Here is a 20,178-nt window from a genome sequence, read left to right as displayed (position 1 = left end):
CTTCGCCGCACAGAACGGGACGTCACGCTGCCCCGTTTAAAGGGGGCAGATTATCCGGCGTTTAACCGCCGTTTTTCAACCGCTGAGTGAGGATTGGTGACTATAAAGATCAGGTTGATAACATCAGGAATGCTCTTGATACCATCATTTAACATTCTGTCCGTCAGGATAAGGCGTCAAAAACGAGAAGGCAGGCAAGAATGACGCCGGGCGGCGTCATCGGGCAACGTGCATCAGCCAGAAAGATTAATCTCACCGCCTTGTTGAATAGCGCGCTGCCAGGCCGCGCGCTGTTGCACGGTCGTTAACCATTTTTGCGTAGCGGGGGCATCTTTCAGTCCGGCGCGCTGGCTCAGCGCCAGAATAGGGAAACTCATCTGCACATCCGCAATGCTGAAGCGCTGACCCGCGAACCACGGCTGTGTTGAAAGGTGAGCTTCAATGACCTGCTTGTGCAATTTGAGTTGTTTATCCAGCCAGGCTTTCTGAACGCCTTTACCCAGCGCCGCGCCCACGGGGCGAAGCAACCAGGGCACCGGCGCGCTGCCAAGGCGGCCAAAAACCAGCTTCATCACCAGCAGCGGCATCAGTGAACCTTCCGCATAGTGCAGCCAGTAACGCGCCTGTAGCTGCGCCTCTTCATCAGTGAGCTGCAGCCGTTTTTCGCTGTCGTATCTTTCTTCCAGATACTCAAGGATGGCACCGGACTCGGCCACCACGCGATTGCCATCGGTGATCACGGGCGACTTCCCTAACGGATGCACTTTTTTTAAAGCGTCCGGTGCCAGCATCGTGGGTTCGCGCTGGTAGCGCTTGACCTGGTAAGGCACTTCCAGCTCTTCCAGCATCCACAGCACCCGGTGAGAGCGCGATTGTTCAAGATGGTGAACGGTGATCATCATGGTTCCCTGTGAGTGAATATGCTGCAAGTATAGACGTCACCTTGTCTTATGCAGGGAACCATCCTGCTCAGGATCGAGCAGTACCGCGCCAGAGCCCTGCTGGCCCAGCAGGTCGCCAGGGTTGCGCAGCGGGCAGTCACGCATTGATAAACACCCACAGCCAATGCAGCCATCCAGATCGTTACGCAGGCGCGTCAGCGTTTCGATGCGCTTATCCAGTTCGTCGCGCCAGTGCTGCGTCAGATTGCCCCATTCCTGAGCAGACATCCGCTTATCTGCCGGCATGTTCTCAAGGCTGTCACTGACGCTGGCGAGCGGAATACCAATGCGCTGTGCAATTTTAATAATGGCCACCCGTCGCAGCACATCACGGCTGTAACGCCGCTGGTTTCCGCTATTGCGGGTGCTGAAAATCAGCCCTTTGCTTTCATAAAAGTGCAGTGCAGAAACGGCGACGCCGCTTCGGCGCGCCACTTCGCCCGGTGTCAGCACGGGTTTTGGGTAATTGCGATCTTTTTTCATTTGGCACTTTACCTCAAGTTAACTTGAGGAATTATACTCTTTTCCCATCAGAACGACACCTTCCCTTATGATGTCATGCGCCAGCGAGCGGACCCGGTTTTATCGCCGAAAGCCTGTTAATTCCGCATGAACGCTAAGGGGAAATTCACCAGAAGGATGAGGCCATGATACAAGAAGAGATCATTCATTCACTGACGCACTGGATTGACCAAAACCTGGATAAGAGCCTGTCAATTGACGAAGTCGCCGCCAAATCAGGCTATTCGAAATGGCATCTGCAACGTATGTTCCGTAGCGTGACGAAACAGACGTTGGGTGGCTATATTCGCGAACGCCGCCTGACGCTGGCCGCTGAAGCGCTGCGACAAACGCAGCGGCCGGTGTTTGATATTGCGATGCAATATGGCTATGACTCGCAACAGACATTCTCACGCGTTTTTCGTCGCCAGTTTTCACAAACGCCCACGGCTTATCGCCACGCGATGCGCCGCCAGGCCATCCAGCGTCCGCGTTTGATGCGCTTTGACTGCAGCGACACGATGACCAGCTTTACCCAGCGGACAACGGGAGAATGCTGTCCGGTTAGCTGACGCGCTCCGTGCGCCTGCCCAAGCGCACGCCGCATTCAGTGCCCCAACCTTGTCGTAAGCGCCCTCTTTTTCTGCTGCCAGATCAGACAAATTTTGTACAAAAATCAGAAATCGGATGATATAGTGTGACCCACATCACATTATGACACTTGTTGCCGACGAAAGAGCCCGACCTGACAGACTTTTCCGCCGACGTGATGTTCGCAGACAGTCAGGCGTAATCTCCGATTTTGAGGTCAAAATTGATGGCGACTTTAACCACCAGTTTTCTTGTTATGCGCTGGGAATTGCTTAGCGCGATAATGATGTTTTTTGCCAGCACGCTAAAAACCCGTCTCCGCCAGGACAGTCATCACGTCATGGCGTTTCTCTGTGGCAGCGTAGGCGTTGGGATGTCGTGCTGGTTCGTGACCGGCTTGATGGGCATCACGTTGAGTATGGAAAACGTGCACCATTTCTTTAGCGTCTCTAAAGATGTCTTTATCGACGTGATGAGTCGAGCGCCCGCTAACTGGCAAATGCCCTGATAAACTCATAAAAAACCCCGCAAAGCGGGGTTTTTTATATTGCTGTGTAGCGTCAAATTTTCTTCAACATAACAGGAATGGCAACGTCCTGTATTTCTACGTCCGGCCTCTGCGTTCCGCGACGATCCTGAATCCACATTTCACCCATCATCTTATCCAGCCCGCGATCCAGACCCGTCACCATGCCTGCGCCTGGCGTGAACGTCAGCTCGCCAAAATAAATGTGTTCATCATGGATATACCAGTCCACACGGACATAGTCGAAGTCGCTGGCCAGCGTTTTGCTTAACGCCAGGGCCTGTTGTAACGATGGCATCACCGTCGAAACGTCCAGCCCGGTATCGCGAATTTTATGGAACGCCTCACTCAGGTTGTTCACATAAAAATTCATTGAGAGCTGAGGCTGACAGCGGTTGTAAATGACCTGAAGCACATACTCAAAGTTGCCATCGCGCTTATTAAACATGTGGAACTTGTAGTCAACCGGGGCACTTTTGCCATCACCAATGTATTGCTCAACCAGAATACGTGGCTTGATGTAGCGATAGTGAATCTCACGCGCTTCGTTGGCGAAGTCAGTCTTTAACCACGTGTAGCAGTTATGAATGATTTGCTGCTTCCGGAGTGCGTTAGGTTCCTCCAGCACGATCTCGACCATGTTTGACGCATGATTCGGTTTGATCACCGTTCCCTTCCAACGCGTCAGATTGTTCAACGTGGTGGGATCGGTCGTGTCATGAAGCAGCGGTATCAGATATTCATTGCCGATCTTCTCAGCAATAAACTCACGCACCGAAAACTTGTCAGACAGGCGGGCATAGAGCTGATAGTCACCATGAATGAACTTGCGGTACAGCACTTTTTCATTGAACACCTTGGGCTCACGCAGGTTGGGGAGCCTTCTGAACTTACGGAAATAATAAATCCGGTCCTGATAAGTCCAGGGCATCTTCTTGATGAAGTATTGCAAACTTCTTCTGAGCTCGTGTTTTAACTTGAGCATATTTGACCTCATTTGTAGGTTTTGTAGTTGAGTGAGGAAACCTGGATTTTTTGAATCACGCCGTGTTTAAAGAAATAATTCATGACGGTCAGGGACAGGAGCTCTGATAGAAAAACGCTCCATGCGGCTCCTGTAATGCCATAGCCCTGAATCAGCCACCAGGAAAGCGGCATACTGATGATCACCAGACAAATGATTTTCTTCAGTAAATAATCAAAGCCCCCTTCCTTTACCATGTAGCGATACGCGACGGTGCCCAGCGCCGAAAAGCTGGTCGCTATCGACAGCAGGGTGATGAGATTGCCTGACTGGGTAAACGCTGGGCCATACAGCGCGATGATTATCTGTTCACCGAACAGTGCGACGATCAGCAACATCAGCAAAGACACGGCCATCACGTAGCCATTGAGCCGCGCCGTCAGCCTGATCGCTTCCTCACCGCGCGCGCGAAAAATTTCGCTAAAGCACGAGGTGATGAGTGCGACGGGAATAAAAATCCACGAGGCGGCGATGGTATTGGCTGCGGCAAACAAGCCAAGCTCCTGGGCCGATGCGATGCCAGCCAAAAACATCTGCGCGGCTTTTACCTGGACAGAGATAAAAATGCTGGAAATCGCCAGAGGCAATCCGGCATACATCAGGTAACGCAAATACAGCGTTCGCGTCTCGCGCGGCGGAAGCTGGTCCTGATGTGCCTGATAAAAGGTGTAACGTTTGATGGCGTAAGGCACCAGCGTGACCGTGATAACCGAAAGCGTTAGCCACAATGGATTGAGACGCAGCCAGGCAATGATAAAGCTCAGGGCAAAACTCATCAGCATGCCAATCGCATTCGCCACGGTATTCAGCTTTGACGCCAATCGTGCATTGTTGTAAACGCTAAAGGTGTCCTGTGTGACAAAAACAGACGCAACAAAAGAGGCCAGTGCAAATGCCAGGAAGTTCTCCTGCATGTTGTACCAAACCCAAATTAATACTGGCCCTGAGGTGAGAAGTAATAAACCCATGCGCAACGTGCGTGCGATGCGCATTAAACGTAAACCTTTGGCCGCATTTTTGCTGATACGTTTAAACAAAATTGTTTCAGTGCCAAAGAGGGCTATGGTTTGCACCATAGCAAATAATGACGTTGAAAATGCCATCTGACCAAATAGGGTCGGACCGAAGGATTTTGCCACATATGACGTCACGAAAATGACGCCAAAGACGGAGATAATCTTTTCAGACATCATCCAGGCGGCATTAGACATTACGCTCAATTTCATCGACTGTTCCTTAGTATTACTCTACATCTACCACTTCGGTGCCCATCCCTGGGACGAATTAATAAGCGCTTAAATTTCATAGCGAAATTATAAACATCGCGCCAGTCCGGCGCGAAAATGAGAATCCAGTCTTATTTTATCGGGAGAATTCAGGAGAATTCTGATTATATCTGGACCGAATACCCTCTACTGGAAACGATTTCAAATTGAAACCAATAATGTTTCCAAAAACCATCCTCCCTGAATAAAACAGGTCAGGCGGCTTTGAATATCAAATTTACAGTCATTTTTTATCTTTGGGATGCGATGAATTTATATCAAAAACCCCATACCAGGAAGGCGCGACATCCCGATAAGAATAAAATAAGATTTATCCCATGATGATATTTATTCTAAATATCTTAATTTAACCCTCGCAATTTAACGTCCGTATTTAAATACGGCACTCAATGAAATCATACAGTACCAAAGGTTAATAAAGTAATTCTCATCCATTAATTGATAAGAAAGGTAAGAGCATTTATGAGAAAGTCACGATATAGCGAAGATCAAATCACAAATGCCATTAAAGCTTCTGAATCGGGCGTTAAGGTTAAAGAGATTTGTGAAGAGCTGGGCATCTCTGAGGCAACCTTCTACAGCTGGAAGAAGAAGTTCTCTGGGCTATCCTCGGAAGAAGGCAGAAAAATCAAAGAACTGGAAGAAAAAGTACAGTTTCTGACACGCGAACTGCAAGCGCTGAACGCGGATAAGGAAATGCTACAGAGCGTATTGAAGAATTTCTTCACCACCAACGAAAAACGTCAGGCGGTCAACTTCTTACAGAGCACTTTTGATGTAGGAACCCGGCGCAGCTGCCGTTTACTGGATATTAGCCGTAGCGTTTATCATTACCCTGCCGGTTCAGATAACCGCTAATAGTGAGACAACGGCTTTATAATGGCGACATCGCTGAGATTTGTTCTTACCAGAAGAGATGAAGAGCATTTAACAGGACATTTATGGTGGTGCGCTTCGCCCAGTCCGTAATTAATGAATGGATTTGCGGTTACGCTTCCTTTTTTGCGGTAAAATTGATTCACAACAGCAAAAGTCTCTCTATCTACGCCACTTTTATACGCCAAATCTCATTTCGGTGAGATTGGCGCCCCTCTTTTTTTCATTAGCCTCCCTAAAAGAATCGAATATCCACTGGCCTCTTTGTTCAGCAAGGGTAATGTTAAGTCGGTTTATAAAGTGCTTTTTTTAGCCACCTCTGACCCTGGGAATTTTTTCCAATCTCGCCGCGATCGTTGTCAGCATAAAAAGATAAAAACAGGCCAGAATAATCTCAGATAAACAGTTTATTGATACTTATCACTTTCAGCAGCCAATAGCACATATCCTGTACTATTGATGCCCATCGTTAAACATTAAATAAAAGCGAAGCGGGATGAACGAGCGATTTAATTAGACACTGCTGAAGTAAAGGGTGGTTTTTTATAGGGATTTATCTTAACCAAACGGCAACGCTGCGTGCTGGTTACACATAAAATTTGGCGGCCAGCCTAAACATCAGGCTCACATTCTCCTCTTTTTAGGGCGAATGACGGTCGTGCCCCGGACAAAACTGTCTGTTTTTTGTTCAAAATGCACCCTGCAGCACGTGGTAACGCCCTACAGGGATCACATTTTTTTGCAGAGCGCGCGGCGCATATAACAGATAAAGGCCAGTTACAGGGTGAGAAAAGCGCGATTACCGCGTTATTTTGCCGTGCCTGAGTCAGGCATAATCCGAAAAAGCGTGAATATCACACTGGGTAATTATCAATTATCAGGGGCAAGGCTTATCGAATGTTGATGGCAGTACCGCGTGGCTGAGGTTTAAATCGCATCGTCCAGAACAGGCCAGAAGCCAGGCAAAAAAAAAGCGACAAATGTGAATACAGGTTGCCCGTATTGAGTCCAGACCAATGTCCACAACGGCCCGGCGAGGATGGCAAAAACGGAGGGAGGCCTCATCAACAACAGCGATAAGCGCTGGCTGTGTTCCCTTACAGGAAAGGTGGCATGATTCACATCAGCTGAGGCCCCAGTAGCAGGGCAACTGCCCACTGTTCAGCGCACACGAATCAGCGCCAGTAGTCGCCTCATAAACGCCTGAGTAGTTTTGGGTTTATCTGTTTTTGATAGCGGCCCGGCGTGATGCCATAACGACGGGCAAACGCGCGCGTCAGATGAGCCTGATCCGTTAAGCCCACGGCGGCAGCCACGCTGGCAATGGCCTCACCCTGAGCCAGCTTCTGTTTGGCCTCATACAGTCGATAAGCCATTAACATTTGCTGAGGCGTAACGTGAAAACGATCGCGGAAGGCCCGTAAAAAGTGCCAGGGCGACAACGAGGCTAACGCGGCCAGCGTCTCCAGTCTGAGCGGTTCAGCCAGATTGGCGCGCAGGTAGTCGCGCACGTCATCGAAACGGTGTCGGGCTTCAGCTTTACGCGGTGAGGACATTCGCGCCAGCGGGCGCATATACAGCAGCAGTTCAGATAATAAACTGTCGCGTGCCAGTGCCGTATCGGCCTGCCACAGCGCCGAGAGGAGTTGCGATAAAGGTTGTGCCAGACGCACATCCGTTCTGAGCGCCTCATCAAACCACCAGCCGCGATCGCCACTGAGTTCGTCCATCAACTGCGGCTGAATATAAATCATCTGATAGCGCCAGCCGTCTTCGCAGGCCGATTCACCGGTATGCAGCTCATCGGGATTCATCATCACCAGCGAATGCGCGGGCGCGATGTACTGCGTACCGCGATAGCGAAAACGTTGTGCTCCCGCCTCAATGGTGCCTATACCAAACGCTTCGTGCGTATGCGGCTCAAAGGCGTAATGAGAGATGTGCGCCTGATAAAGCTCCACACCTGGCAGGTCTGGCGATTGCTTAAACTGTGCGCGATCTTTTTCACCGGGAAATACGGCTGGAATGCCCTCCACCTCACCTCTCCTTATTCCTGCAACAAGGTCTTCTGCACCGCACCCAAACTGCAGATTGTTATCCTCTGTCGATTAGGTAACACTGCTTCACAGGCACACTCACCGGGAGCAATTATGCAGCGCGTAGTCATGGTCGTTGATATGCAAAATGGCGTGTTTGAATCGCCGCGTTTCGATCGCGCCGGGCGAGTGGCGCAGATCAACCGACTGATCAGACAGGCTGACATTACACTGTTTATTCAGCATCGCGAAGGGAACATGATTGAAGGCAGCCATGCTTTTGCACTGCTACCCGAAATTGAACAGCCCCAGAATGCGTATTACGTTACCAAAACCGCCTGCGACAGTTTCTGGCAGACAACCCTGGCTTCGCTGCTGAGCACCTTAGCTATCACTGACTTCGTAATTTGTGGCTGTGCCACCGACTACTGTGTTGATACCACGCTCAAAGTCGGAGCAGGCTTAGGGTATCGCATCACCGTGGCCGCCGACGCGCACACCACTGCCGACAGGACCTATGCCAACGCTGAGCAGTTAATTGGTCAGCATAATGAAGTCTGGGCAGCCCTTAGCATGCCCGGTAACGTGCCGCGCGTTGTCGATACCGCCACCCTGCTGGCCGAATGGCGCTGAGGCCTGTCCGCTCAACGTCGTTTGATCGGCACACGTCTTCTTAGCCGACTATCCTCAACGCTAAGGCTGTGATCAATGGTTTATTCTGGAGGCGCCGTGCTCGACTCTTTTTCCTGGATCAATGAACCCGCAAGGTGGCAGCATCAGAACGGTATCCTGCACGTGGTTACCGACGAAAAAACGGATTTCTGGCACCAAACCTGGTATGGATTTGAACGCTTTTCCGGGCATATCTTCGCCAGGGCGGTGCAGGAGGATTTTACTTTCCAGGTCAAGATTCGTGCCGACTTTACGACGCTGTACGATCAGGCCGGACTGATGCTGATGCGCGATGCGCAGCACTGGTTGAAAGCGGGCATTGAATATAATGATGGTGCGCCCGCTATCGGCAGCGTCCTGACGCTTGGTCAGTCTGACTGGGCTACGGGCATCTTTCCCGGCGATGCGCGCGCATTCTGGTTGAGGCTGACGCGCAAAGGCGACAGCCTGAGACTGCAGTATTCAACCGACGGGCAATGCTGGCCGCTGCTGCGTTTGTGCCCCTTCCCGCCGGGCCGCGTTAACGTTGGCGTCATGTGCTGCACGCCAGAACGCGCTGGCCTGGCCGTTGCGTTTGAGGACATCTCACTGAGCCCGCCGCTGGATAAGGCACTGCACGACCTGAGCTAAAAGCCAGGCTGTCACCGCGGCAAAAACAAGGCAGAAAAACAAAAAGCCCCGGTAAGGGGCTTTTATATAGTAGAGAAGCGACGCAACGTTGCAATCAGAACGGAATGTCGTCGTCGAAATCCATCGGTGGTTCATTGTTGTTGCTGGCAGGTGCGCTTGGCTGCTGCTGCGGGCGAGACTGCGCGCCACCGCTAAACTGGTTGTTGTTCGCCTGCTGCGGTTGCTGAGGCTGGCCCCAACCGTTGTTGTTGCCCTGGCCGCCGCCTGCTGCTGGCGCGTTACCGCCCTGCTGACGTCCACCCAGCATTTGCATGGTGCCGCCGACGTTAACCACGACTTCGGTGGTGTAACGTTCCTGGCCGCCCTGATCCTGCCATTTACGGGTACGCAGCTGGCCTTCAATATAGACCTGAGAGCCTTTACGCAGGTATTCACCCGCCACTTCCGCCAGCTTGCCAAACAGCACAACACGGTGCCATTCGGTGATTTCTTTGTTTTCACCGGTCTGCTTATCGCGCCAGCTTTCCGAGGTAGCCAGCGTAATGTTGGCGACAGCGCCACCATTTGGCATGTAACGTACTTCCGGATCCTGACCCAGATTCCCGACAAGAATCACTTTGTTAACGCCACGACTGGCCATGTTGCTGTCTCCCGATGAATTTTTACGTAAGTCTACGCGATCAATTCTAACACGTCCCGCGCCTGGTTTCCCACTTTAGAGCGGTGTTCCATTTTTATCATCCGTCTTAAAAAGGCAAAAAACTACTGGATATTTGTTCAGTCTATTTTTTGTGCCATAATGATGCGTTTCTTCTGGCCGTGTCGTAGGGCGCGGTGAGTGCTGCTAATCCGGGAAAGGTGAATGGATAAGATCGAAGTTCGTGGTGCCCGCACCCATAATTTGAAAAACATCAACCTGACGATTCCTCGCGACAAACTTATTGTGGTGACGGGCCTGTCAGGTTCCGGTAAGTCCTCTCTGGCGTTTGATACGCTGTATGCGGAAGGTCAGCGCCGCTATGTGGAGTCGCTCTCTGCCTATGCGCGCCAGTTTCTTTCTTTAATGGAGAAACCGGACGTCGATCATATCGAGGGGCTGTCACCGGCGATCTCCATTGAGCAAAAGTCCACCTCGCACAACCCGCGATCCACGGTGGGGACGATCACGGAGATTCACGACTATTTGCGTCTGCTGTTTGCCCGCGTGGGTGAACCGCGCTGTCCGGACCACGACGTGCCGCTGGCGGCACAGACGGTCAGCCAGATGGTCGATCAGGTGCTCGAGCAGCCCGAGGGCCGCCGCCTGATGCTGCTGGCGCCGGTCGTGAAAGATCGTAAAGGCGAACACACCAAAACGCTGGAGAATCTGGCGACGCAGGGCTATATCCGCGCCAGGATTGACGGCGAGGTGTGCGATCTTTCCGATCCGCCCAAGCTGGAACTGCAGAAAAAACACACCATCGAAGTCGTTATCGATCGCTTCAAAGTGCGTGAAGATCTGGCGACGCGCCTTGCCGAGTCGTTTGAAACCGCGCTTGAACTCTCTGGCGGTACGGCAATTGTTGCTGATATGGACGATGCTGATGCGGAAGAACTGCTGTTTTCGGCCAACTTTGCCTGTCCGATTTGTGGATACAGCATGAGTGAGCTGGAACCGCGCCTGTTCTCGTTCAATAACCCTGCCGGGGCCTGCCCAACCTGTGACGGTCTGGGCGTGCAACAATATTTCGATCCCGATCGCGTGGTGCAAAATGCTGAGCTGTCGCTGGCCGGTGGCGCTATTCGCGGCTGGGATCGTCGTAATTTTTACTATTTCCAGATGCTGCGCTCGCTGTCTGAACACCTTAAGTTTGATATTGAAGCGCCATTCAGCAGCCTGCCAGATAACGTTCGCAACGTGATCCTGTATGGATCCGGCAAAGAGAACATTGAGTTTAAATATATTAACGATCGGGGTGATACCTCGATTCGCCGCCATCCGTTCGAAGGCGTGCTGAACAATATGGAGCGCCGTTATAAAGAGACGGAATCCTCCGCAGTACGCGAAGAGCTGGCGAAGTTTATTAGCAACCGTGCCTGCGCCAGCTGCGAAGGCACACGTCTGCGCCGCGAAGCGCGCCACGTGTATGTTGAAAACACGACGTTGCCCACTATTTCAGAGATGAGTATTGGGCACGCCATGTCATTTTTTGAAAACCTGAAACTGAGTGGCCAGCGGGCTAAAATCGCCGAGAAAGTGCTTAAAGAGATTGGCGATCGCCTGAGTTTTCTGGTCAACGTCGGCCTGAATTATCTGTCGATGTCGCGCTCCGCTGAAACGCTCTCCGGCGGTGAAGCTCAGCGTATTCGCCTGGCCAGTCAGATCGGTGCCGGCCTGGTCGGCGTTATGTACGTGCTGGATGAACCCTCCATTGGTCTGCATCAGCGTGATAACGAGCGCCTGCTTGGTACGCTGATTCACCTGCGCGATTTGGGTAACACCGTCATTGTGGTCGAGCATGACGAGGATGCGATTCGTGCCGCCGACCACGTTATTGATATCGGCCCTGGCGCTGGAGTGCACGGTGGTACGATTGTCGCGGAAGGAACCGTCGATCAGATTATGGCTGAAGAGGCCTCCCTGACCGGTCAGTTCCTTAGTGGGAAACGCGAAATCGCCGTGCCCGCTGAGCGGGTGAAAGGCGATCCGTCTAAGGTGTTGAAAATTACCGGCGCGCGGGGTAATAACCTTAAGGATGTCACCTTAACCCTGCCTGTCGGCCTGTTTACCTGTATTACCGGCGTATCCGGTTCAGGTAAATCGACGCTCATCAATGATACGCTGTTCCCGATTGCGCAGCGCGCCCTAAACGGCGCAACGATTGCCGAACCGGCACCGTACCGCGACGTAGCTGGACTGGAGCACTTCGATAAAGTTATCGATATCGACCAAAGCCCTATTGGCCGTACGCCGCGCTCCAACCCGGCCACTTATACCGGTATTTTCACGCCGGTACGTGAGCTGTTTGCCGGTGTCCCTGAGTCCCGCTCTCGCGGTTACAATCCCGGCCGCTTCAGCTTTAACGTCCGTGGCGGACGCTGTGAAGCCTGCCAGGGTGACGGCGTCATTAAAGTTGAGATGCACTTTCTGCCGGATATCTATGTGCCGTGCGATCAGTGCAAAGGCAAACGCTATAACCGTGAAACGCTGGAGATTAAATACAAAGGCAAAAGCATTCACGAAGTGCTGGAAATGACCATTGAAGAAGCCCGCGAGTTCTTTGATGCCGTTCCGGCGCTGGCGCGTAAGCTGCAAACGCTGATGGACGTAGGTTTATCCTATATCCGTCTGGGCCAGTCGGCGACGACACTCTCCGGTGGTGAAGCCCAGCGTGTGAAGCTGGCGCGTGAATTGTCGAAACGCGGTACCGGCCAGACGCTGTATATCCTGGATGAACCGACCACCGGGTTACACTTTGCCGATATTCAGCAGTTGCTGGAAGTTCTGCACCAGCTGCGCGATCAGGGCAACACGATTGTGGTGATTGAACACAATCTTGACGTGATTAAAACGGCGGACTGGATTGTCGATCTGGGCCCAGAGGGCGGCAGCGGCGGCGGCGAAATTCTGGTATCAGGTACGCCAGAAACCGTGGCGAACTGCGAGAAATCGCATACCGCGCGCTTCCTGAAGCCCTTGCTGGAAAAATAACAGAACGCCGCAACGGATAACGTTGCGGCATTCTTTAAATGCACTCATACCTTCATTACGTCAGGCAAGCAAAGCGCGTTGGCGGGCGTTTCTGCCAGGCTCTGGCAAGCACATCAGGCAAAGCGTAAGAAGCAGCACCCGTCTGGCGAGCCCTGACACAAGACGAGATGCTGTATGACCATGCCCCTGATATCACAGGGATATGACAGTGGCTATTAATTGCTAAAACGGCCTGGCCTCTTCATCCAGCGTTTCGAGCAAAAATGTCACCGGCCGGTACCCGTCATTGCAACACACCACCGCTTTGCCCTGTCTGGACCAGTCGTTCCAAAATAATGGCTCGCTGGTGTGAGCCAGAGTAAACACGAACTTTTCCATACAACCCCAGGCGTCTTCACAGAGGGCATTGGGTTTGCGAAAGTCAGTAATAAATGTCTCGCCCTCTTGATGCTTAGGACATTTCTCCGTTTTCGGATAGCCATACCGCTCAATTAGCGTTGGCTTCAACTCTACCGATAAAACCGTTATTTTTACTTTATACACGCCCGCACCTTTAGCTCGTTCAGGTTCTCTGACGCGCCGGAAATCGCGACTGATTCCGCTGACTATCTACATGTCTGTCCGGCGGCACCATAAAACCATACTTTACGTAATGTTTTTTGACGCGATTTGACCTGCCGGCTCTTCTTCAATCGCCTGTCCGACAACATTCCGGCTTACAGCAACAGAATCTTTCCGGGGACGATAAGCAGCCTTAGTCGTCCAGATGAACGAACGCAATAACAGACACCAGTGAAACTATCCTGCTCGTGTGCCCGGCCGTTGAGAACGCCGGGGATGACCAGGGATGACCTCATCCTCTGTTTTCGACACGACCCGACTGAACGCCCCGGCAGCGACGTTCACATCGTTGGCCATTTTTCACGGACTGATGTTGTGATCTTCCGGCCAGGCAGGCGTAAATCAGGAGAAGGCCGATGGCACATCGCCATCGGCGGTAGCGCTGAGTAATGGCACAGCCGTTTTTCAGGCCACCTTTGAGCGGAGGCGTGACTGACAAGCAGCACGCCTCTGGCAGGCTTTTTTTGATCGCTGTTCTGTTTACCCTGAGAAATGCAGGATCAGGCAAGATTCAGACACGTATAGGCATATACGCTTTTCAATCCCCTGACTATCCTTAATCCGTTCCTCTTTGGTACGCCCCTGGCGTCACCTTCTTGCTGCGCGCTTTACGCTGCGGCGTTGATCAAAAAATCACGACACACCTTAACTGGAGACACCATGAACATTACCCATGCGTATGCTGCTCAGGATGCAAAATCCAAACTGGCACCGTTTGATTTCAAACCGCGTGAGCTTCGTGCTCATGACGTACAGCTTGAAGTGCTGTTCTGTGGCGTTTGTCACTCTGACTTGCATCAGGCACGCAATGAGTGGAAAAACACAATTTTCCCAGTGGTACCGGGACACGAGATTGTCGGTCGCGTTACCGCTGTTGGCCCTGAGACCCAAAAATACAAAGTGGGCGATTTGGTCGGCGTCGGCTGTCTGGTGGATTCCTGCCGTAGCTGTCCGAGCTGTCAGGAAGGGCTGGAGCAGTATTGTGAAAATGGCTTTGTCGGCACCTACAACGGTGAAGATCGCTTAACAGGGGCCATTACCTATGGCGGCTACTCCACCTCAATGGTGGTGGATGAAGACTTTGTACTGCGTATTCCTGCAAATCTTGAACTGGCAGGCGTGGCACCGCTGCTGTGTGCCGGCATTACGACCTATTCGCCGCTGCGCCACTGGAACGTAGGCCCCGGTAAAAAAGTTGGCATCGTCGGTCTGGGCGGCCTGGGTCATATGGGCGTGAAAATTGCGCATGCTATGGGCGCGCATGTCGTGCTGTTCACCACCTCTCCGTCTAAAATCGAAGACGGTAAACGCCTGGGCGCGGACGAAGTGGTGATCTCAAAAGATGCCGACCAGATGGCTCAGCATGCTAACAGCTTTGATTTTATCCTGAATACCGTCGCCGCCCAGCACGACCTCAACCCGTTTATCACCCTGCTGAAGCGCGACGGGAATATGACCCTGGTTGGCGCACCTGAGCACGACCACCCGGCACCACAGGTTTTCAATCTGATCTTTAAACGCCGCAGTATTGCCGGTTCACTGATTGGCGGCATTGCAGAAACCCAGGAAATGCTGGATTTCTGTGGCGAGCATGGCATTACCTCAGATATCGAGCTGATTGCGATGAATCAGATTAACGACGCCTACGAACGTATGCTGAAAAGCGACGTAAAATACCGCTTTGTTATTGATATCAATACGCTGCGTGATGAATCAGCGGCATAACCCTGCCGTTTGCCCTTTCCCACCTCGGGAAAGGGCAGTTATCGTCCGGCATCAGCCTGCTGAAAAGAGGCGTCCACCAGATAATAGATTTGCGAATCTTTTAACGTGCCATCCAGAAACAGCGTATTCCAGTGGGATTTATTCAGGTGTTCACTGGGGAACACATCGCTGTGCTCTTCCCGCATCAGCTCGGCCAGCGCAGGCGTCGACTTTAACGATACCGCTGGACGCCCTTTTACCTCGTGAACCATGGCAAACAGTACGCCGTTGCTTTTGATCTGCGTGGCCTTCCAGTCGCTGTGTACGCTCTGTTCGGCGCCAGGTTTGTTCATGCAATAGGTCAGTAACTCCGAATTATTCATTATCATTCCCCTTGTAAGGTGGCAACGATACGCCGGGCACCGCCGTGAATGCGATGCTCACCCAACCAAATCCCCTGCCAGGTGCCTAATACCAGCTGACCGCGCTGCACGGGCAATGTCAGCGATACGCCGAGACTGGACGATTTAATGTGCGCGGGCATATCGTCACGACCTTCATAGTCATGCTGATAAGGTGCGTCTTCCGGGACGTGGCGCATGAAATGCTGCTCCATATCACGTCGAACCGTAGGATCGCAGTTTTCATTCAACGTCAGTGAGGCTGAAGTATGTTGCAACAGCAAATGCACCAGTCCCGTTCTGATATCACGTAATCCCGTCAACTGCTGCACGATTTCGTCCGTGATCAGATGAAAACCACGAGATTTCGCGCTTAAGACCAACGTTTGTTGATGCCACATAATTTTTTCCCTGAATCTGTCAGACCATTTAAGTGTGCAGAATGTGGCGCAAAGGTAAACCCGAAGCCTGAAAATAAAAAAGCCGCCAGACAATGCTGGCGGCCAGAACCTGTGACGGCCGTAAATTACATGACCGCGGCGAACGCTTCTGCAACCTGGTGAACGTTTTTACTGTTGAGGCCAGCCACGCACATACGACCGCTGCCGACCAGATAAACACCAAACTCTTCGCGCAGACGATCCACCTGCTGCGCGCTCAGGCCGGTGTAGCTGAACATGCCGCGTTGCTTTAACAGGTAGTCGAAGCGCTTGCCCGGTAATGCCGTGCTCAGCACCTGTACCAGCGCCTGACGCATATCGATAATACGCAGACGCATCGCTTCCACTTCTGCCAGCCAGTTTGCCTTTAAAGCCGCGTCGTTCAGGACACGTGCCACAACCTGCGCACCAAAATTCGGCGGGCTGGAGTAGTTGCGACGCACGGTCGCTTTTAACTGACCCAGAACTCGGCTGGACTCTTCAGCGCTGTCGCACACGATGGACAACCCACCGACGCGTTCGCCGTAGAGCGAGAAAATTTTCGAGAAGGAGTTGCTGACCAGCGCAGGCAGGCCCGCGGCGGCAACCGCACGCATCGCGTAAGCATCCTCTTCCATTCCGGCACCGAAGCCCTGATAGGCGATATCGAGAAACGGGATCAGTTCCTGCGCTTTCAACACCGCGACGGTTTCGTCCCACTGAGCATTGGTCAGGTCGGCGCCGGTTGGGTTGTGGCAGCACGGATGCAACAGCACGATGCTCTGCTTTGGTAAGGTTTTCAGCGTGTTGAGGAAGGCATCGAAACGGACACCGTTAGTTTCAGGATCGTACCAGGGATAGGTCTTCACCTCGAAACCGGCACCGCTAAAAATAGCGACATGGTTTTCCCAGGTCGGATCGCTGACCCAGACGTTTGACTGCGGAAAATAGCGCTTGAGGAAATCCGCGCCCACTTTCAGCGCGCCCGAACCGCCTAATGTCTGGATGGATGCCACATGGCCCGCTTTTAGCACCGGATGATCGGCACCAAATAACAACGGGGCAATCGCGTTGCGGTAGGTACTCAATCCTTCCATTGGCAGATAAAGCGACGCCTGCTGCGGCTCGGCACGCAACTGTTCCTCAGCATCGGCCACGGCCTGTAGCTGAGGAATGATGCCTTGCTCGTTGTAATAAAGCCCAATACTCAGGTTCACTTTATGCTCGCGCGGGTCCTGTTTAAAGGCTTCCATCAGCGACAAAATAGGGTCGCCAGCATAGGCATCAACGTTTTGGAACACGGTGCAGATCTCCATGGTTGGTCTAGAAATAAAAGGGGCCACTAAACCCTGTACCGCCCGGGGCGATGGTTCATTGCGATAATCACATTAAGCACCACCGCGCCTGCCACAGACGCGAGCAACATTGGCAGGCTGACGACAAAAAGTGACGCCAGCACGACGCAGGTATCTACCGCCATTTGCAGTTTACCTGCGCGGATATCGAAACGATCCTGTAACCACAGCGCCAGAATATTGATTCCACCCAGGCTGGCTTTGTGACGAAACAACACTATAAACCCAATCCCCATGATGACGTTACCGAACAATGCCGCATAAAAAGGATTCAGCGCGGAAAAATGCATAAACAGCGGGTGCAGGTGGGTAAAAAGCGACACCAGTCCGACGGCACTGAACGTTTTCAGGGTAAATTCCCAGCCCATCCGTTTTACGGCCAGCCAGTAAAACGGGATGTTAATGAGAAAAAAGGCGCTGCCAAAAGACATGGGCGACAGGTAGCTGATTAAAAACGCGAGGCCTGCCGTGCTGCCGGTCAGCGCGCCCGCCTGCTTCAGCATAATCACGCCGAACGACACCATTAACGTGCCGAGCAGAATCGCAAGCGCATCTTCAAGACGAGAGTGGGGAATATGAGCGGGTTGTACAATGTTATCCATGATGCTGTCTCAGTACGGGTAATGACGCACTGATGCAATAACTGTGCCAGCCGGGCTGCGCTGGCAACAGGTTGACAGAAGATCACCGTTCTCGCCCGTCCGGGCGGGGACTTTCGTGCAACACCGACTTATTTTATGCACAGATAGCGCAAAATCAGGCGGTTTATCGCGTTTAATCTGCACCAAAATGGCACATCATGCGCTTTTTTGGCGCGCAGCCGGTTCCGCACTCATCATCAGGCCATTCTCTTTCAGTCTGCCTAGCACGACCGACGTTTTGACATGGGAAACGCTCTGGTGCCCGGCTAAAAGCTGACTGATTAAGGCACTGAGCGAGGCTAAGTCAGCTACCGCGACTTTAAGCAGATAGTCGGCATCGCCGGTGGTTTTATAAGCATCAACAATCGCCTCTTCCCGTTCCACCATTTGATGAAAGCTCTCAACATAGTCTGCAGTATGGTTGATCAGGCGCACTTCGATTAGCCCAACCATGCCAAGACCCACGGCGTCGGGCGACAAACGCGCATGATAGCCAAGAATAAGGTTTGCCTGTTCAAGATTGATACGGCGGCGTGAGCATTGCGATGCAGAAAGACCCACTAAATCACTGAGTTCCTGATTAGTAAGGCGGCCATTGGATTGTAACAGAGTGAGGATTTTCAGATCGTAATCGTCTACATGAGTCATGCTGTTTCCATCGCGTAAAGTGTTGCTTTACTACAGATAACCCGATTATCTGCAGGCTTGTCCAACACTATTTCGCACGGCGGGGGCCGACATGCACAGATCGTGCATGTCCGCACACAGCAGCATTACTCGTCGTCGTATTGCGGCCCAGCGTAGTTATCGAAACGCGACCACTGACCGTTAAAAGTGAGGCGAACGGTACCGATGGGGCCGTTACGCTGCTTACCCAGGATGATCTCGGCAATCCCTTTAAGATCGCTGTTTTCGTGGTAGACCTCATCGCGATAGATAAACATGATCAAGTCGGCATCCTGCTCGATCGATCCGGATTCACGCAGATCGGAGTTCACCGGGCGTTTATCTGCGCGCTGCTCCAGAGAGCGGTTTAACTGGGATAAGGCCACCACCGGCACATTCAGCTCTTTTGCCAGCGCTTTGAGTGAACGCGAAATCTCCGCGATTTCCAGCGTACGGTTATCTGACAGTGCCGGGACGCGCATCAGCTGCAGGTAGTCGATCATAATCAGGCTCAGTCCACCGTTCTCACGGTAGATACGACGCGCGCGCGAACGCACTTCGGTTGGCGTCAGGCCTGAAGAATCATCGATATACATATTCTTCTTTTCCAGCAGGATGCCCATGGTGCCTGAAATCCGCGCCCAGTCTTCATCGTCGAGCTGGCCGGTACGGATGCGCGTTTGATCCACGCGCGACAAGGAAGCCAGCATACGCATCATGATCTGCTCGCTGGGCATTTCCAGACTGAAGATCAGAACCGGCTTGTCCTGCAGCATCGCGGCATTTTCGCACAGGTTCATGGCAAAGGTGGTTTTACCCATAGACGGACGGGCAGCCACAATAATCAGGTCTGACCGTTGAAGCCCGGCGGTTTTCTTATTCAGGTCCTGGTAGCCGGTATCCACTCCGGTGACACCATCATGCGGCGTCTGATACAGCGACTCAATGCGAGAAACGGTCGCTTCAAGAATCTGCTCGATGTTCTTTGGGCCGTCATCTTTATTGGCCCGCGCCTCTGCAATCTTAAATACGTTCGACTCAGCAAAATCCAGCAGATCTTCACTGCTGCGCCCTTGTGGATCGTAACCGGCATCGGCGATCTGGTTTGCCACGGCGATCATTTCGCGCACCACGGCGCGTTCGCGCACGATATCGGCATAAGCGCCGATGTTCGCAGCACTGGGCGTATTTTTGGCCAGCTCAGCCAGATAGGCGAAACCGCCTGCCATTTCCAGTTCGCCCCGCGTTTCGAGCGATTCTGACAGGGTGATGAGATCGATTGGCTTACTGTTTTCCAGCAGGCGCTGCATCTCGGAAAAAATCAGACGGTGCGAGCGATTAAAGAAATCATTAGCCACGACGCGTTCGGACACATTGTCCCAGCGCTCGTTATCCAGCATTAACCCACCCAGTACCGACTGTTCCGCTTCCAGCGAATGCGGGGGCATTTTCACGCCTTCCAACTGGCGATCCTGCGTTTCGTTCGATTTGTTGGTGGGTTTATTTCCTGCCATAGTGAATGCATTACCGATCTTCTGTGGGGACGCGCAAGTATACCTCAGTTAAGGGGCGCGCCTCACCCTCATGATGAAACAAT

20 protein-coding genes are annotated in these 20,178 nt (G+C 52.4%); 7 read left to right on the top strand and 13 right to left on the bottom strand.

The window, feature by feature from the left end; all coding sequences use genetic code 11:
* Window positions 1-233 precede the first annotated feature (233 nt).
* Both QLG08_RS14090 and soxR read right to left on the bottom strand, forming a co-directional pair.
* On the bottom strand, window positions 234-899 hold the full coding sequence (locus QLG08_RS14090; RefSeq protein ID WP_026020990.1) for a glutathione S-transferase: 666 nt from the start codon (window positions 897-899) through the stop codon (window positions 234-236).
* Window positions 900-938: 39 nt separating this feature from the next.
* Complete coding sequence (gene soxR, locus QLG08_RS14085; protein WP_013024182.1) at window positions 939-1,424, bottom strand: redox-sensitive transcriptional activator SoxR; 486 nt, start codon at window positions 1,422-1,424, stop codon at window positions 939-941.
* Window positions 1,425-1,588: 164 nt separating this feature from the next.
* Between soxR and soxS the strand changes: the two genes are divergently transcribed.
* Window positions 1,589-2,014: a superoxide response transcriptional regulator SoxS gene (gene soxS / locus QLG08_RS14080; RefSeq protein ID WP_013024181.1), complete on the top strand. Its 426-nt coding sequence runs from the start codon at window positions 1,589-1,591 to the stop codon at window positions 2,012-2,014.
* A 245-nt stretch (window positions 2,015-2,259) separates the two neighbouring features.
* A complete protein-coding gene (locus tag QLG08_RS14075; RefSeq protein ID WP_014606931.1) occupies window positions 2,260-2,541 on the top strand; it encodes a YjcB family protein in 282 nt (93 codons plus the stop codon).
* 52 nt (window positions 2,542-2,593) lie between these two features.
* Here QLG08_RS14075 and QLG08_RS14070 read toward each other — a convergent pair whose 3' ends face one another.
* Both QLG08_RS14070 and QLG08_RS14065 read right to left on the bottom strand, forming a co-directional pair.
* The gene (locus QLG08_RS14070) at window positions 2,594-3,544 is read right to left on the bottom strand and encodes an ATP-grasp fold amidoligase family protein (protein WP_022622123.1); all 951 of its coding nucleotides are present in this window, start codon (window positions 3,542-3,544) and stop codon (window positions 2,594-2,596) included.
* Window positions 3,545-3,552: 8 nt separating this feature from the next.
* On the bottom strand, window positions 3,553-4,809 hold the full coding sequence (locus QLG08_RS14065) for a polysaccharide biosynthesis C-terminal domain-containing protein (RefSeq protein WP_133344653.1): 1,257 nt from the start codon (window positions 4,807-4,809) through the stop codon (window positions 3,553-3,555).
* Between the two features lie 522 nt (window positions 4,810-5,331).
* Here QLG08_RS14065 and QLG08_RS14060 point away from each other — a divergent pair.
* Window positions 5,332-5,727, top strand: a complete 396-nt coding sequence (locus QLG08_RS14060) for a transposase (RefSeq protein ID WP_014606933.1) — start codon at window positions 5,332-5,334, stop codon at window positions 5,725-5,727.
* Window positions 5,728-6,938: 1,211 nt separating this feature from the next.
* On the opposite strand, the gene QLG08_RS14055 is transcribed toward QLG08_RS14060, so the two are convergent.
* A complete protein-coding gene (locus tag QLG08_RS14055) occupies window positions 6,939-7,781 on the bottom strand; it encodes an AraC family transcriptional regulator (protein WP_014606934.1) in 843 nt (280 codons plus the stop codon).
* Window positions 7,782-7,895: 114 nt separating this feature from the next.
* Between QLG08_RS14055 and QLG08_RS14050 the strand changes: the two genes are divergently transcribed.
* A complete protein-coding gene (locus QLG08_RS14050) occupies window positions 7,896-8,414 on the top strand; it encodes an isochorismatase family protein (protein WP_015701260.1) in 519 nt (172 codons plus the stop codon).
* 96 nt (window positions 8,415-8,510) lie between these two features.
* Window positions 8,511-9,083, top strand: a complete 573-nt coding sequence (locus QLG08_RS14045; RefSeq protein ID WP_232285089.1) for a DUF1349 domain-containing protein — start codon at window positions 8,511-8,513, stop codon at window positions 9,081-9,083.
* 94 nt (window positions 9,084-9,177) lie between these two features.
* Here the strand turns inward: QLG08_RS14045 and ssb1 are convergent, their stop codons facing one another.
* Complete coding sequence (gene ssb1 / locus QLG08_RS14040) at window positions 9,178-9,723, bottom strand: single-stranded DNA-binding protein SSB1 (protein ID WP_013024173.1); 546 nt, start codon at window positions 9,721-9,723, stop codon at window positions 9,178-9,180.
* Window positions 9,724-9,945: 222 nt separating this feature from the next.
* Here ssb1 and uvrA point away from each other — a divergent pair, with 222 nt between their 5' ends.
* The gene (gene uvrA, locus QLG08_RS14035; protein ID WP_014595066.1) at window positions 9,946-12,774 is read left to right on the top strand and encodes an excinuclease ABC subunit UvrA; all 2,829 of its coding nucleotides are present in this window, start codon (window positions 9,946-9,948) and stop codon (window positions 12,772-12,774) included.
* Window positions 12,775-12,996: 222 nt separating this feature from the next.
* Here uvrA and QLG08_RS14030 read toward each other — a convergent pair whose 3' ends face one another.
* Window positions 12,997-13,317: a TIGR04076 family protein gene (locus QLG08_RS14030; protein ID WP_041456071.1), complete on the bottom strand. Its 321-nt coding sequence runs from the start codon at window positions 13,315-13,317 to the stop codon at window positions 12,997-12,999.
* A gap of 738 nt (window positions 13,318-14,055) precedes the next feature.
* Between QLG08_RS14030 and QLG08_RS14025 the strand changes: the two genes are divergently transcribed.
* Complete coding sequence (locus QLG08_RS14025) at window positions 14,056-15,120, top strand: NAD(P)-dependent alcohol dehydrogenase (RefSeq protein ID WP_014595065.1); 1,065 nt, start codon at window positions 14,056-14,058, stop codon at window positions 15,118-15,120.
* A 38-nt stretch (window positions 15,121-15,158) separates the two neighbouring features.
* Here the strand turns inward: QLG08_RS14025 and QLG08_RS14020 are convergent, their stop codons facing one another.
* The 6 genes from QLG08_RS14020 to dnaB all read right to left on the bottom strand — a co-directional run bounded on the left by QLG08_RS14020 (window position 15,159) and on the right by dnaB (window position 20,095).
* A complete protein-coding gene (locus tag QLG08_RS14020; protein WP_014606938.1) occupies window positions 15,159-15,482 on the bottom strand; it encodes an MmcQ/YjbR family DNA-binding protein in 324 nt (107 codons plus the stop codon).
* 2 nt (window positions 15,483-15,484) lie between these two features.
* Window positions 15,485-15,901, bottom strand: a complete 417-nt coding sequence (locus tag QLG08_RS14015) for a secondary thiamine-phosphate synthase enzyme YjbQ (RefSeq protein WP_014606939.1) — start codon at window positions 15,899-15,901, stop codon at window positions 15,485-15,487.
* A 125-nt stretch (window positions 15,902-16,026) separates the two neighbouring features.
* Window positions 16,027-17,220, bottom strand: a complete 1,194-nt coding sequence (locus QLG08_RS14010) for an amino acid aminotransferase (protein WP_024471455.1) — start codon at window positions 17,218-17,220, stop codon at window positions 16,027-16,029.
* A gap of 41 nt (window positions 17,221-17,261) precedes the next feature.
* Complete coding sequence (locus QLG08_RS14005) at window positions 17,262-17,876, bottom strand: YitT family protein (protein WP_013024166.1); 615 nt, start codon at window positions 17,874-17,876, stop codon at window positions 17,262-17,264.
* Between the two features lie 195 nt (window positions 17,877-18,071).
* Window positions 18,072-18,563, bottom strand: a complete 492-nt coding sequence (locus QLG08_RS14000; RefSeq protein ID WP_013024165.1) for an Lrp/AsnC family transcriptional regulator — start codon at window positions 18,561-18,563, stop codon at window positions 18,072-18,074.
* Between the two features lie 125 nt (window positions 18,564-18,688).
* Window positions 18,689-20,095 carry a replicative DNA helicase gene (gene dnaB / locus QLG08_RS13995; protein WP_013024164.1) on the bottom strand — a complete coding sequence of 469 codons (1,407 nt, stop codon included), beginning with the start codon at window positions 20,093-20,095 and terminating at the stop codon, window positions 18,689-18,691.
* Window positions 20,096-20,178: the final 83 nt, after the last annotated feature.

Source organism: Pantoea sp. V106_11 (assembly GCF_029967885.1).
In the GTDB taxonomy this organism is placed as follows: domain Bacteria; phylum Pseudomonadota; class Gammaproteobacteria; order Enterobacterales; family Enterobacteriaceae; genus Pantoea; species Pantoea ananatis.
This window is presented reverse-complemented; position numbering and strand designations above follow the sequence as displayed.